Annotated in this window: 21 protein-coding genes; all 21 read right to left on the bottom strand. The window is 66.2% G+C overall.

What is annotated here, in order from left to right; genetic code table 11:
* Window positions 1-64 precede the first annotated feature (64 nt).
* On the bottom strand, window positions 65-454 hold the full coding sequence (rpsK, locus tag ASE86_RS05985; protein WP_019516037.1) for a 30S ribosomal protein S11: 390 nt from the start codon (window positions 452-454) through the stop codon (window positions 65-67).
* 105 nt (window positions 455-559) lie between these two features.
* Window positions 560-928: a 30S ribosomal protein S13 gene (gene rpsM, locus ASE86_RS05980; protein ID WP_056423621.1), complete on the bottom strand. Its 369-nt coding sequence runs from the start codon at window positions 926-928 to the stop codon at window positions 560-562.
* A 159-nt stretch (window positions 929-1,087) separates the two neighbouring features.
* Complete coding sequence (locus ASE86_RS05975; protein ID WP_056423620.1) at window positions 1,088-1,321, bottom strand: hypothetical protein; 234 nt, start codon at window positions 1,319-1,321, stop codon at window positions 1,088-1,090.
* Window positions 1,322-1,386: 65 nt separating this feature from the next.
* Window positions 1,387-2,733 carry a sensor histidine kinase gene (locus ASE86_RS05970; protein ID WP_056423619.1) on the bottom strand — a complete coding sequence of 449 codons (1,347 nt, stop codon included), beginning with the start codon at window positions 2,731-2,733 and terminating at the stop codon, window positions 1,387-1,389.
* Window positions 2,730-3,419, bottom strand: coding sequence for a response regulator transcription factor (locus ASE86_RS05965; RefSeq protein WP_056423618.1), 690 nt, complete (start codon window positions 3,417-3,419; stop codon window positions 2,730-2,732). Before ASE86_RS05965 ends, ASE86_RS05970 begins: the two co-directional genes overlap by 4 nt.
* Before the next feature lie 100 nt (window positions 3,420-3,519).
* Window positions 3,520-3,663: a hypothetical protein gene (locus tag ASE86_RS15925; RefSeq protein ID WP_156347036.1), complete on the bottom strand. Its 144-nt coding sequence runs from the start codon at window positions 3,661-3,663 to the stop codon at window positions 3,520-3,522.
* 235 nt (window positions 3,664-3,898) lie between these two features.
* Complete coding sequence (locus tag ASE86_RS05960) at window positions 3,899-4,552, bottom strand: adenylate kinase (RefSeq protein WP_056423617.1); 654 nt, start codon at window positions 4,550-4,552, stop codon at window positions 3,899-3,901.
* A gap of 48 nt (window positions 4,553-4,600) precedes the next feature.
* Window positions 4,601-5,947, bottom strand: a complete 1,347-nt coding sequence (gene secY / locus ASE86_RS05955) for a preprotein translocase subunit SecY (RefSeq protein WP_056423615.1) — start codon at window positions 5,945-5,947, stop codon at window positions 4,601-4,603.
* A gap of 152 nt (window positions 5,948-6,099) precedes the next feature.
* Window positions 6,100-6,642: a 50S ribosomal protein L15 gene (rplO, locus tag ASE86_RS05950; protein ID WP_056423613.1), complete on the bottom strand. Its 543-nt coding sequence runs from the start codon at window positions 6,640-6,642 to the stop codon at window positions 6,100-6,102.
* Window positions 6,643-6,741: 99 nt separating this feature from the next.
* Window positions 6,742-6,921 carry a 50S ribosomal protein L30 gene (gene rpmD / locus ASE86_RS05945; RefSeq protein WP_056423610.1) on the bottom strand — a complete coding sequence of 60 codons (180 nt, stop codon included), beginning with the start codon at window positions 6,919-6,921 and terminating at the stop codon, window positions 6,742-6,744.
* 7 nt (window positions 6,922-6,928) lie between these two features.
* The gene (gene rpsE / locus ASE86_RS05940) at window positions 6,929-7,702 is read right to left on the bottom strand and encodes a 30S ribosomal protein S5 (RefSeq protein ID WP_082441700.1); all 774 of its coding nucleotides are present in this window, start codon (window positions 7,700-7,702) and stop codon (window positions 6,929-6,931) included.
* A 1-nt stretch (window position 7,703) separates the two neighbouring features.
* Entirely contained in the window at window positions 7,704-8,060 is a 357-nt protein-coding gene (gene rplR / locus ASE86_RS05935; RefSeq protein ID WP_056423608.1) for a 50S ribosomal protein L18, read from the bottom strand.
* On the bottom strand, window positions 8,060-8,593 hold the full coding sequence (rplF, locus tag ASE86_RS05930; protein ID WP_056423607.1) for a 50S ribosomal protein L6: 534 nt from the start codon (window positions 8,591-8,593) through the stop codon (window positions 8,060-8,062). The genes rplR and rplF overlap by 1 nt, the downstream gene beginning before the upstream one ends.
* Window positions 8,593-8,988 carry a 30S ribosomal protein S8 gene (rpsH, locus tag ASE86_RS05925; RefSeq protein WP_056423606.1) on the bottom strand — a complete coding sequence of 132 codons (396 nt, stop codon included), beginning with the start codon at window positions 8,986-8,988 and terminating at the stop codon, window positions 8,593-8,595. The genes rplF and rpsH overlap by 1 nt, the downstream gene beginning before the upstream one ends.
* A 10-nt stretch (window positions 8,989-8,998) precedes the next feature.
* The gene (gene rpsN, locus ASE86_RS05920; protein WP_056423604.1) at window positions 8,999-9,304 is read right to left on the bottom strand and encodes a 30S ribosomal protein S14; all 306 of its coding nucleotides are present in this window, start codon (window positions 9,302-9,304) and stop codon (window positions 8,999-9,001) included.
* Window positions 9,305-9,320: 16 nt separating this feature from the next.
* Entirely contained in the window at window positions 9,321-9,908 is a 588-nt protein-coding gene (gene rplE, locus ASE86_RS05915; RefSeq protein WP_056423602.1) for a 50S ribosomal protein L5, read from the bottom strand.
* A complete protein-coding gene (gene rplX, locus ASE86_RS05910; RefSeq protein WP_056423600.1) occupies window positions 9,901-10,218 on the bottom strand; it encodes a 50S ribosomal protein L24 in 318 nt (105 codons plus the stop codon). Before rplX ends, rplE begins: the two co-directional genes overlap by 8 nt.
* Window positions 10,218-10,586 (bottom strand): 50S ribosomal protein L14, encoded by a 369-nt coding sequence (gene rplN, locus ASE86_RS05905; protein ID WP_056423598.1) that lies wholly within the window; start codon window positions 10,584-10,586, stop codon window positions 10,218-10,220. Before rplN ends, rplX begins: the two co-directional genes overlap by 1 nt.
* 158 nt (window positions 10,587-10,744) lie before the next feature.
* Window positions 10,745-11,035: a 30S ribosomal protein S17 gene (gene rpsQ / locus ASE86_RS05900; protein WP_056423596.1), complete on the bottom strand. Its 291-nt coding sequence runs from the start codon at window positions 11,033-11,035 to the stop codon at window positions 10,745-10,747.
* Window positions 11,036-11,048: 13 nt separating this feature from the next.
* Window positions 11,049-11,249, bottom strand: a complete 201-nt coding sequence (gene rpmC / locus ASE86_RS05895; RefSeq protein WP_056423594.1) for a 50S ribosomal protein L29 — start codon at window positions 11,247-11,249, stop codon at window positions 11,049-11,051.
* Window positions 11,250-11,253: 4 nt separating this feature from the next.
* Window positions 11,254-11,685 carry a 50S ribosomal protein L16 gene (gene rplP / locus ASE86_RS05890; RefSeq protein WP_056423592.1) on the bottom strand — a complete coding sequence of 144 codons (432 nt, stop codon included), beginning with the start codon at window positions 11,683-11,685 and terminating at the stop codon, window positions 11,254-11,256.
* Window positions 11,686-11,687 lie beyond the last annotated feature (2 nt).

Here is an 11,687-nt window from a genome sequence, read left to right as displayed (position 1 = left end):
CGATGCCTGAAAAAAATTCGGTCCGCGCAGCGCGATCAACCGCGCGCGGACCGACGAACGGTAATTAGACGCGGCGGCGCTTCGACGGACGCACACCGTTGTGCGGGATCGAGGTCACGTCGCGGATCGAGGTGATCTGGAAACCGACCGCCTGCAGCGCACGCAGCGCCGATTCGCGGCCAGAACCCGGACCCTTGACTTCCACTTCCAGGGTGCGGACGCCGTGCTCGGCGGCCTTCTTGCCCGCGTCTTCCGCGGCGACCTGTGCCGCATACGGGGTCGACTTGCGCGAGCCCTTGAAGCCCATCATGCCGGCCGACGACCACGAAATGGCGTTGCCCTGGGCATCGGTGATGGTGATCATGGTGTTGTTGAAGCTGGCGTTCACGTGCGCGACGCCGGCGGTGATGTTCTTGCGTTCGCGACGGCGAATACGCTGCGGTGCTTGTGCCATGTGGTGTTCCTGACCTGATGTCTCAAGTGGATCGGGGAAAATCCGGATGGCGGTGGGCGGTCTGCCTCACACCTGCCGTCCGGCGGAGAAGTAAGCGCCCCGCGCTTACTTCTTCTTGCCCGCGATCGGCTTGGCCTTGCCCTTGCGGGTGCGCGCGTTGGTGTGCGTGCGCTGGCCGCGGACCGGCAGGCCCTTGCGGTGACGCAAGCCGCGGTAGCAGGCCAGGTCCATCAGACGCTTGATGTTCATCGCGGTCTGGCGACGCAGATCGCCTTCCACGGTGTGGTCGGCGTCGATCGCTTCGCGGATCTGCAGCACTTCCTGGTCGGTCAGGTCCTGAACGCGACGTTCCGGCGCGATCGCCAGCTTGTCGGTCAGCTGCTTGGCCTTCGACGGGCCGATACCGTGAATATACTGCAGCGCGATGATCACGCGCTTGTTGGTCGGGATGTTGACGCCCGCAATACGTGCCATGAAATTTGGTCTCCCAGCTCCACACGTCAGCATGGCCGCCGACGCATCTCAACGCGTTGAAATTTTCCCGAAACGCACGAATACCGACGTGCGCCAATGGCGCCGCCGGTCAGCCGGAGGTTCGGAAGTCGCCGCAATTACGCACCGGCACGCGGCAAGTCAACCCGCCTGTCGGCCGCTTCGGCGCAAGCGATGCCATCTGGCGACCGCGACACCCGCCCAGACCAACTCGACGAGGCCGAACGGCCACGCGCCCTGAAGAAAGCCATAGGCCGAACCGCACGCGCAGGCGAGGGCGAACACCAGCGTCCACCAGGGCGAGCGGTCCTCCAGCATATAGCAGACCAGCATTGCGGTAACCGCGAACAGGCCGAAAGTCGTGAGTGCGTCCATGGTTCGGGGCTGACAGGTTACCGGCCGAAGATCAAACCTGCCCGGCCCTCCCGTATGACCGGTCGCTACGTCCGTGGCAGGACCAGCGTCGCCAGCAGCCCCGGCGCGTTGTCGCCCAGCTCCAGGTGTCCGCCGTGCAGCCGCGCGACCGCAGCGACCAGCGTCAGCCCCAGCCCGACCCCCGGCGCGGTGCGGGCGGGGTCGAGGCGGCCGAACCGGCGCAGTGCCGCATCGCGGTCCTCGGGTGCGATGCCGGGGCCGCGGTCGGCGATGGCGATCCGCACGCCCTGCCCGTCCTCGACGACCGACAGCGTGATGCTGCCGCCCGCAGGAGCATGGCGGACGGCATTGTCGATCAGATTGGCCAGCGCCTGCGACAGCAATTCGCGGTGCAGGTCCAGCGGCGCAACCGGCGTGATGGCGGTCGCAAAGGCGATGCCCGCATCCTCGAGCACGGGTTCGTACAGGTCGGCGACCGCCGCGGCGATCCCGGCGGGATCGGCCGCCACGAAGCCGGTGCGGCGCGCGATCCCTTCGAACCGGCTGATGTCGAGCAGGACGCCGAGCATCCGGCCCAGTACGTCCGCCTCGCCGATCAGGCCGTTCAGCGCCGCGTCGCGCTGTCCGGCATCGCGGGCCGCCAGCGCGGCTTCCGCCCTGGCCCGCAGGCGCGCGACCGGCGAGCGCAGGTCGTGGGCCAGGCTGTCGGTGACGACGCGCAGTTCCTCCATCAGCCGCTCGATCCGGTCGAGCATCGCGTTGACGCGCAGGCCGAGCCGGTCGAACGCGTCGTGGCCGGCGGGCGGCAAGGTGACACGGCGGTGCAACTCGCCCGCCGCCACCGCGTCGGCGGTCAGCGCGACGGCATCGACCCGGCGCGTGACATAGCGCGTCAGCAGGACGCCGCCGAGGACGCCCAGCACCAGCGCGGCGATCGCCGACGCCAGCAGCGCCCGCTCGATCCCGCGCTGCGCCTCTTCCCATTCGTCGAGCATCCGCCCGGTCACCAACCATCCGCCGTGCCATCGGCGCAGGGTCACGCCCGCTTCACGCGCGGCCCAATCGCCCGCCGTGCCGATGCGCGCGATACGAAAGCCGGCGGTCGGGGCGAAAGACAATCGATCGGGCCCCAACCCGGCCCGGCGGCGGCCCGCCGCATCGACCAGCGCCAGCACGAGCGAGGGATCGTCGGCAGAGCGGACCTGTGCGATTTCCTGCGCCAGCGCGGTATCGCCACGGCGCGCGACGGCGACGGCCAGTTCGCGGTCGCGCTCGCCGACGTCGCGACGCAGTGTCTCGATCGCGTCATCGTGGGTCGACTGCCACAGCAGCGCGACGGGTATCCAGCCCGCGACCAGCGCCAGCGCGATCGCCAGCAACCCCATCCGAGCGGTCGTCGACAAGCGGGTCACGCGTCGGCCGACAGCATATATCCCGCACCCCGCACCGTATGCAGGATGGGCCCTGCCCCCTCCTCGATCTTGCGGCGCAACCGCGCGATGTGGACGTCGATGACGTTCGACCCGGGGTCGAAATGATAGTTCCAGACCTTCTCGAGCATCATCGTCCGGGTGACGACCTGGCCGGCATGACGCGCGAGATATTCCAGGATGGCGAATTCGCGGGCGCCGACCGCGATCGGGCGGCCGGCGCGCGTGACGCGGCGCGACAGCAGGTCGATGTCGAGGTCGCCGACCCGCAGCGCGGTCGCGGCGGTCGGTTGGGCGCGACGGTCCTGTCGGCGCAGCATCGCCTCCACGCGCGCGCTGAGTTCGGAAAAGGCGAAAGGCTTGGGCAGGTAATCGTCGGCCCCTGCCTTCAGTCCATCGACTCGGTCGTCGACGCTGGCGAGGGCCGATACGATGATCGCCGGAGTCGCGATGCCCGCCGCGCGCAGGGCGCCGATCATCGCCAGGCCATCCAGCCCGGGCAGCATCCGGTCGACGATCAGCAGGTCGAAACTCGCCTCGCTGGCGAGGAACAGCCCGTCGCGACCGTTCGACGCGGTTTCGACCGCAAAGCCATTCTCGGCGAACGCCTTCGCCAGATAGGCGGCGGCCGCGGCGTCGTCTTCCACGATCAGAATCTTGCGGCTCATGACCTGTTCGATAGCATCGTGCGCGCCCCGCACAAACGCGGTGCGGCCGGAGGGGTGGTGGACACCCCTCCGGCCGCTGCCTCGCCTTGGGGGGAGCGAGTTACTTCTTGGCGGCGGTCGTCGTGCGCGTCGTGGTCTTCACGACCTTGTGCTTGGCGGGCGCCGGGTGCGGCTTCTTCGCCTCGGCGATCGTCGGGGCGGCGATCAGGGCCAGGACGGCGGTCGACAGCAGCAGACGGGTCATCGCAAATCTCCTTGTACGGTCATTCCAGGATCGGCGCATCGCCGTTCCGAGGTCCGTTATGGAGTGTGCCACCCGACGGCGTGGTGACGCCCACATGACAAATATGTCATCCGCCCGCGCGATCGGCACGACACCGCATTGCACGCGCCGGCATCCGCGACGCGCGGACATCCGCCAATACTTGCGCAATGTCAGGAACCCGACCGCCGAGTCGACGCGAACCCGGGCGGTCGCCTTACCCTAGTCGGTCGAGGATCGCTTCGATCTCGGTCGTGACGTGGGCGATATCGGCCATGCCGTCGACACGGTGGACGATGCCGCGCGCTTCGTAGATCGGCAGGATCGGCGCGGTCTTCGCGCGATATTCTGCCATGCGCGTACGCACCGTTTCCGCATTGTCGTCCGGGCGGCGCTTGAATTCGGTCGAGCCGCAGACGTCACAGACGCCGTCCTCGCGCGGCTGTTTGTAGGTGTCGTGGTATCCGGCACCGCATTTGGCGCAGGTGAAGCGGCCGGTGATGCGATCGACCAGCGCCTCCTCGTTCACCGCCAGTTCGATCACCGCGTCGAGGCGGCGCCCGCGCTCGCTCAGCAGCAGGTCGAGGGCAGCGGCCTGGGGGGCGGTGCGAGGATAGCCGTCGAAGATCGCGCCCTTGACGGTGTCGGCCATGTCGAGCCGCTCGCCGATCAGCGCCGACACGATCGCGTCGGACACCAGCTCGCCCGCTTCCATCACTGCCTTGGCCTTCAGGCCGACCGGCGTGCCCGCCTTGACCGCGGCACGCAGCATGTCGCCGGTCGACAGCTGGACCATGCCGCGATCGGCCTCGAGCCGGCTCGCCTGGGTGCCTTTACCTGCGCCCGGAGGCCCGAGAAGGATGATATTCACGTCGCGGCTCCCCTTGTCGCGATAGACGGTATCGGTGGACGGCGCGCCTCAGCGCAGCCGCCCGCCCTTCAGCTTGGCCTTCTTGATCAGGTCGCCATACTGGTGCGCCAGCAAATGCGACTGGATCTGCGTCACCGTGTCCATCGTCACGTTGACGACGATCAGCAGCGACGTGCCGCCTAGGTAGAACGGGATGCTGAGCGCCGACACCAGATATTCCGGCAGCAGGCAGATGATCGTCAGATACGCGGCACCGATGACGGTGATGCGGGTCAGGACGTAATCGAAATACTTCTCGGTGTTCTTGCCCGGACGGATGCCCGGAATGAACCCGCCATAGCGCTTCAGATTGTCCGCCGTCTCTTCGGGATTGAAGACGACCGCGGTGTAGAAGAACGAGAAGAAGATGATGCCTGCGCCATACAGCGCCATGTACACCGGCGACCCGTGCGTGAGATACTGGTTCAGCGTGATGACGAAGTCGCCGAACGTGCTCTCGCCTGCAACACGCTGGCCGGCGAACTGCGTGATCGTCAGCGGCAGCAGCAGCAGCGACGAAGCGAAGATCGGCGGGATGACGCCCGCGGTGTTCAGCTTTAGCGGCAAGTGGCTGCGCTCGGCCTGGACGCCGCGCGCGGTCTGGCGCTTGGGATACTGGATCAGGATGCGGCGCTGCGCGCGCTCCATGAAGCAGATGAACAGCACCAGCGCGATAACCGCGACGATGATCGCGGCGACCGACAGCGGATTGAGCGAGCCCGAGCGGCCACCCTCGAACAGCTGGATCAGCGTGCGCGGCAGGTGGGCCACGATGCCCGCCATGATGATGAGCGATATGCCGTTGCCGACGCCGCGGCTGGTGATCTGCTCGCCCAGCCACATCAGGAACATCGTGCCGCCGATCAGCGAGATGATCGCGGTCACGCGGAACACCATGCCCGGCTCGACCACCGCACCGCCGGCTTCGAAGCCGGTCGCGATGAAATAGCCCTGGATCGCGGTCAGCAGCACCGTGCCGTAGCGGGTGTACTGGTTGAGCTTCTTGCGGCCCGATTCGCCTTCCTTCTTGATGGCGGCGAGCTGCGGGCTGAGCGAGGTGGCGAGCTGCACGACGATCGACGCCGTGATGTAGGGCATGACGCCCAGCGCGATCAGCGAGGCACGCTCCAGTGCACCGCCCGAGAAGGTGTTGAAGAAGTCGAGCACGCCGCCGCGCGTGCGGTTGGCGAGCGCGGCCAGACCCGTCGCATCGACGCCCGGCAGGGGCACGTAGCTGAGCAGGCGGAACACGATCAGCGCACCGATGGTGAACCAGAGGCGCTTCTTGAGGTCGGTCGCCTTGCCGAACTTCGACAAATTCAGGCCGGATGCCAGGTTATCGGCTGCGGATGCCATGGGTGATGAGGTTCCCGGAAACAAAGACGGCGGGATGCGTTGTGACCCGCCCCGCCGCTCATATAGGCGCCGACGCGCGCTTGTCTAACCCGCGGCGCCAATCATTGTGAACGCTGAAGCGGGCCGGAACGCTGTCCGGCCCGCCGCCACGATCACTTCTTGAACGACGCCTTCTTCTCGGCCTTGGCCTTCTGCACGACACGGTGCTTGGCCTTTGCCTTGTCGGCGGCGGCCACGATCTCCGGGATCGTCACAGAGCCACCGGCCTTTTCGATCGCTTCGACAGCCGACTTCGACGCACCCGCGACCGTCAGGGTCAGCTTTGCGGTCAGGTCGCCCTTGCCGAGCACGCGCACGCCGTCCTTGCCGCCGCGCGTCAGGCCGGCGGCATTCAGCGCTGCCTGGTCGAGCGCTGCCGATGCATCGAGCTTGCCCGCGTCGATCGCCTTCTGGATCGCGCCGATGTTCACCTCGGCATAGTCCTTGGCGAAGATGTTGTTGAAGCCGCGCTTCGGGATGCGCATGTGGAGCGGCATCTGGCCGCCCTCGAAGCCGTTGATCGAGACGCCTTCGCGGCTCTTCTGACCCTTGACGCCGCGGCCTGCGGTCTTGCCCTTGCCCGAGCCGATACCACGGCCGACCCGCATCCTGCGGTGGCGGGCGCCGGCGTTATCGCGGAGTTCGTTCAGTTTCATGGTTGTGCACTCGCTTTCGCTATGTTCGCGCTTGATAAAAGAGGAAGGGGGCCGTTAGCCCCCTTCCCCGCATTTGTCACCTGGGAAAGGTGGAAGGCTTCAGCCCTCCACGATCTCCACCATGTGCGGCAGCTTGCGGATCATGCCACGAACTTCCGGGCTGTCCTCGAGCTCGCTGACCTTGTGCATCTTGTTGAGGCCCAGGCCGATCAGCGTTGCGCGCTGATCCTTGGTGCGGCGGATCGGCGAACCGATCTGCTTGATCTTGATGGTAGCCATTGCTCGGTTACTCCGCGATCGCAGCTGCGTCCGCCTCGGCGGTCTGAGACCCACCGCGGCCGAGCAGGTCGGCGATCTTCTTGCCGCGACGCTGGGCGACCGACTTCGGCGAAGTCTGCTCGGTCAGCGCCTCGAAGGTGGCACGGATCATGTTGTACGGGTTCGACGTGCCGACCGACTTCGTCACGACGTCATGGACGCCGAGCGATTCGAAGATCGCGCGCATCGGGCCGCCGGCGATGATGCCGGTACCGGCAGGTGCCGTACGGATGGTCACGCGACCGGCACCGAAGTGGCCGTTGCCGTCGTGATGCAGCGTGCGGCCATCCTTCAGCGGCACGCGGACCATGGCCTTCTTCGCAGCGGCAGTCGCCTTGGAGATGGCTTCCGGCACTTCGCGCGCCTTGCCGTGGCCGAAGCCGACCCGGCCCTTGCCGTCACCCACGACGACCAGCGCGGCGAAGCCGAAGCGCTTGCCGCCCTTCACCGTCTTGGAGACGCGGTTGATGTGGACCAGCTTCTCGATCAGCTCTTCGCCGCCGTCGTCCTGGCTGCCGGGGCGACCACCGCGGCCGTCACGACCGCGACCACCGTCACGACCGCCACGATTGCCGCCGGGGCCACCCGGACCGCGACCACGGCCACCGCCGCCGCCGCCCGGACCACCGCGACCGCGGCCACCGCCCTGGTATCCGCCGCCACCCTGCTGGGGCGCGTCGTTGGTTGCAGCCGAAGTCTCGACCGGCGCGCCGGTTTCCGGCGTGTTGTTCTCGTCGGCCATCTTAGAACTCCAATCCGCTTTCACGTGCGGCTTCCGCCAGCGCCTTGACGCGACCGTGGAACAGGAAGCCACCGCGGTCGAACACGACCTGGGTGACGCCCGCGGCCTTCGCCGCTTCGGCCACGCGCTGACCGACCGCCTTGGCAGCGTCGATCGTCGCGCCGGACTTGCCGGCATTGTCCTTGCCCAGCGTCGAGGCGGCCGCGAGGGTCTTGCCCTCCGCGTCGTCGATGACCTGTGCGTAGATGTGCTTGCCCGAGCGATGCACGCTCAGACGGGGGCGAGTGCCCGCACGCGCGCGCAGCGCAGTGCGGTTGCGGCGACGCCGCTTCTCGAAGAGGGAGAGACCCTTGGTCATTACTTCTTCTTCCCTTCCTTGCGGAAGATGAACTCGCCGTCGTACTTGATGCCCTTGCCCTTGTACGGCTCGGGCTTACGCCAGCGACGGATTTCCGCGGCGAACTGGCCGACCGCCTGCTTGTCCGACCCCGAGATCTCGACCGTGGTCTGATCCGGCGTCTTGACCTCGACGCCTTCCGGCACATCGAGATCGACGTCATGCGAATAGCCCAGCTGCAGCTTCAGCTTGCGACCCTGCGCGTTGGCACGATAGCCGACGCCGGTGATGAGCAGCTTCTTCGAGAAGCCCTCGGTCACGCCGGTCACCAGGTTCTGCACCAGCGTCCGCTGCATGCCCCAGAAGGCGCGCGCCGACTTGCTCTCGTTGGCCGGCTGCACCGAAATGCCGCCGTCCTCGAGCGTGTAGCTGATCTCGTCGCGCATCGCGAGGTTCAGGGCGCCCTTCGGGCCCTTCACGGTCAGCGTCTTGCCCTCGATCGAGGTCGTCACGCCTGCCGGTACGGTGACCGGCTTCTTACCGATGCGGCTCATCAGAACACCTCCGCGAGCACTTCGCCACCGACGTTCTGCTCACGCGCTTCGGCGTCGGACAGAACGCCGTTCGGCGTCGAAACGATGGTGATGCCCAGGCCGTTGCGGACGCGCGGCAGTTCGGTCGAACCCGAATAGACGCGGCGGCCCGGCTTCGAGACGCGCGCGACGTGCTTGATCGCCGGCTGGCCCTCGAAATACTTCAGCTCGATGCGGATACCGGCGGCGGGGCCCATCTGCTCTTCGCTGTAGCCACGGATGTAGCCTTCGCGCTGAAGCACATCGAGCACGCGCTGGCGCAGCTTCGAACCCGGGGTCAGCACGCTGTCCTTGCGGGCACGCTGGCCGTTGCGGATGCGGGTGAGCATATCACCCAGGGGATCGGTCAATGCCATCTTGCTACCCTTACCAGCTCGACTTCGTGAGACCCGGGATCTGGCCCTTGTTGGCCAGTTCACGCAGCATCACACGCGCGAGGCGGAACTTGCGGTAATAGGCGCGCGGGCGCCCGGTCAGCTCGCAGCGATTGCGGATGCGCGTCGGGTTACCGTTGCGCGGGATTTCCGCCATCTTCAGACGCGCGATCAGACGCTCGGTCTCGTCGAGACTCTCGTCATTCGCGGTCGCCTTGAGCTTCGCATACTTGCCGGCGTACTTCTTCACCAGCAGCTTGCGCTTCTCGTTCTTGTTGATCGAACTCAGTTTCGCCATTGGACTTAAGCTCTCTTTATGCCGCTTGCTTCTCGGCCTGGTCGCCGACCATGCCGATGAAGGGGAAGCCGAACAGACGGAGCAGCTCGCGCGCTTCCTCGTCGGTCTTCGCGGTGGTGGTCACGATGATGTCCATGCCGCGGATCTTGTCCACGCTGTCATAGCTGATTTCCGGGAAGATCAGCTGTTCCCTCAGACCCATCGCATAATTGCCGCGGCCGTCGAACGACTTGGGGTTCAGCCCGCGGAAATCTCGGATACGCGGCATCGCGATCGTCACGAGACGATCGAGGAATTCGTACATGCGCTCGCGGCGAAGGGTGACCTTCACGCCGATCGGCATGCCTTCGCGCAGACGGAACTGCGCGATCGACTTCTTCGCCTTCGTGATGACAGGCTTCTGGCCGGCGATCTTCTCCATTTCGGAGGCAGCCTGGTCGACCTTCTTCTTGTCCTGGGTCGCCTCGCCGACGCCCATGTTGATCACGATCTTGTCGAGACGCGGAACCTCGAGCACGTTCTTGTACCCGAACTTCTCCTGCATCGCCTTGGCGATGCTCTCGTCATACTGCTTGCGCAGGCGCGGCGTGTAAGCATCAGCCATTGATCGCCTCCCCGGTCTTCACGGCCACGCGGACCTTCTTGCCGTCCTTGGTCTCGAACCGGACGCGCGTCGGCTTGCCGTCGGCGGTCACGTGCGCGACCTTCGAGATGTGCAGCGGCGCTTCCGAACGCTTCAGGCCGCCCTGCGGGTCGCCCTGCGTCGGCTTGGTGTGGCGCACGGCGATGTTCACGCCCGACACGACGACCTTGCCGTCCTTCGGGTGCGACGCGGTGACTTCACCCGTCTTGCCCTTGTCCTTGCCGGACAGGACGATGACGCGGTCACCCTTCTTGATCTTCGCGGTAGCCATTACAGCACCTCCGGAGCAAGCGAGATGATCTTCATGAAACCCTTCGTACGCAGCTCGCGGACGACCGGGCCGAAGATACGGGTGCCGATCGGCTCCTCGTTCTTGTTGACCAGGACGGCGGCGTTGCCGTCGAAACGAATGACCGAGCCATCGGCGCGGCGAACGTCCTTGGCGGTGCGGACGATGACGGCGCGGTGCACGTCACCCTTCTTCACCTTGCCACGGGGAGCGGCTTCCTTGATGCTGACGACGATGACGTCGCCCACGCCGGCGAAGCGACGCTTCGACCCGCCCAGCACCTTGATGCACTGCACCCGCTTCGCGCCGCTGTTGTCAGCGACGTCGAGATTGGACTGCATCTGGATCATCGATCCGTATCCTTCTCTCTATCTGGCACCGGATACCGACCCGGCGCCGCCTTAAAATTTCGCCCAGTCCCTTTGCAGGACCGGGCGAAGTCGAAAGCCCCTGCCCCAACTTGCCGCATCGCACAAGGCAACGCGCAAATCGGGACGGAGCGATTGGCTTACGCCGCTGCGGCCTCTTCGCCCGACAGCTCGACGCGTTCCGGCGTCGCGTGGGTGTTGACCCGCTCGACGACCTTCCACGTCTTCAGCTTCGAGATCGGCGCCGTCTCTTCGATGCGCACGGTCTCGCCCTGCTTGTACTCGTTCGCCTCGTCATGGGCGTGGTACTTCTTCGAACGGCGGATGATCTTGCCGTAGAGCGGGTGCTTGACCTTGCGCTCCACGTTCACAACCACCGTCTTGTCGGTCTTGTCCGAGACGATCACCCCGGTCAGCACGCGCTTCGGCATGTCTTCTCAGTCCTTACTTGGCCGCTGCGGCGCGCTGCGCCTGCAGGGTCTTGATGCGTGCGATGTCGCGACGGACTTCGCGGACGCGGCTGGGCTTCTCGAGCTGGCTGGTGGCCGCCTGGAAGCGCAGGTTGAACTGCTCGCGCTTCAGGTTGCCCAGCTGCTCGTTCAGCTGATCGTCGCTGTTGGCGCGAAGATCGGTTGCCTTCGTCATTGTCTTATCCTTCCAGGTGCGACGTGTCGCCGAGGCGCGCGACGACCTTGGTCTTGATCGGCAGCTTCATGGCCGCACGCTCGAACGCTTCTGCGGCGAGCGGACCCGCGACACCGTCCAGTTCGAACAGAATGCGACCCGGCTTGACGCGCGCGGCCCAATATTCCGGCGCACCCTTGCCCGAGCCCATGCGGACTTCGGCCGGCTTCGACGAAACGGCGACGTCCGGGAAGATGCGGATCCAGAGGCGACCCTGGCGCTTGATGTGGCGCGTGATCGCACGGCGAGCCGCCTCGATCTGGCGTGCGGTGATCCGCTCCGGCTCCATCGCCTTCAGCCCGTACGAGCCGAAGTTCAGGTCCGTGCCGCCCTTGGCCACACCATGGATGCGGCCCTTGAACTGCTTGCGGAACTTGGTCTTTTTCGGTTGCAGCATGA

It is taken from the genome of Sphingomonas sp. Leaf33 (assembly GCF_001421785.1).
In the GTDB taxonomy this organism is placed as follows: domain Bacteria; phylum Pseudomonadota; class Alphaproteobacteria; order Sphingomonadales; family Sphingomonadaceae; genus Sphingomonas.
Note: the sequence above shows the minus strand (reverse complement) of the source record. Positions and strands in the feature narration are given on the sequence as shown.

Coding starts and splice junctions, on each gene's coding strand:
- rpsK (WP_019516037.1), bottom strand. CDS start 454: ATGGCACAAGCACCGCAGCGTATTCGCCGTCGCGAACGCAAGAACATC.
- rpsM (WP_056423621.1), bottom strand. CDS start 928: ATGGCACGTATTGCGGGCGTCAACATCCCGACCAACAAGCGCGTGATC.
- ASE86_RS05975 (WP_056423620.1), bottom strand. CDS start 1,321: ATGGACGCACTCACGACTTTCGGCCTGTTCGCGGTTACCGCAATGCTG.
- ASE86_RS05965 (WP_056423618.1), bottom strand. CDS start 3,419: ATGAGCCGCAAGATTCTGATCGTGGAAGACGACGCCGCGGCCGCCGCC.
- ASE86_RS15925 (WP_156347036.1), bottom strand. CDS start 3,663: ATGACCCGTCTGCTGCTGTCGACCGCCGTCCTGGCCCTGATCGCCGCC.
- secY (WP_056423615.1), bottom strand. CDS start 5,947: ATGGCATCCGCAGCCGATAACCTGGCATCCGGCCTGAATTTGTCGAAG.
- rplO (WP_056423613.1), bottom strand. CDS start 6,642: ATGAAACTGAACGAACTCCGCGATAACGCCGGCGCCCGCCACCGCAGG.
- rpmD (WP_056423610.1), bottom strand. CDS start 6,921: ATGGCTACCATCAAGATCAAGCAGATCGGTTCGCCGATCCGCCGCACC.
- rpsE (WP_082441700.1), bottom strand. CDS start 7,702: ATGGCCGACGAGAACAACACGCCGGAAACCGGCGCGCCGGTCGAGACT.
- rplR (WP_056423608.1), bottom strand. CDS start 8,060: ATGACCAAGGGTCTCTCCCTCTTCGAGAAGCGGCGTCGCCGCAACCGC.
- rplF (WP_056423607.1), bottom strand. CDS start 8,593: ATGAGCCGCATCGGTAAGAAGCCGGTCACCGTACCGGCAGGCGTGACG.
- rpsH (WP_056423606.1), bottom strand. CDS start 8,988: ATGGCATTGACCGATCCCCTGGGTGATATGCTCACCCGCATCCGCAAC.
- rpsN (WP_056423604.1), bottom strand. CDS start 9,304: ATGGCGAAACTGAGTTCGATCAACAAGAACGAGAAGCGCAAGCTGCTG.
- rplE (WP_056423602.1), bottom strand. CDS start 9,908: ATGGCTGATGCTTACACGCCGCGCCTGCGCAAGCAGTATGACGAGAGC.
- rplX (WP_056423600.1), bottom strand. CDS start 10,218: ATGGCTACCGCGAAGATCAAGAAGGGTGACCGCGTCATCGTCCTGTCC.
- rplN (WP_056423598.1), bottom strand. CDS start 10,586: ATGATCCAGATGCAGTCCAATCTCGACGTCGCTGACAACAGCGGCGCG.
- rpsQ (WP_056423596.1), bottom strand. CDS start 11,035: ATGCCGAAGCGCGTGCTGACCGGGGTGATCGTCTCGGACAAGACCGAC.
- rpmC (WP_056423594.1), bottom strand. CDS start 11,249: ATGACGAAGGCAACCGATCTTCGCGCCAACAGCGACGATCAGCTGAAC.
- rplP (WP_056423592.1), bottom strand. CDS start 11,685: ATGCTGCAACCGAAAAAGACCAAGTTCCGCAAGCAGTTCAAGGGCCGC.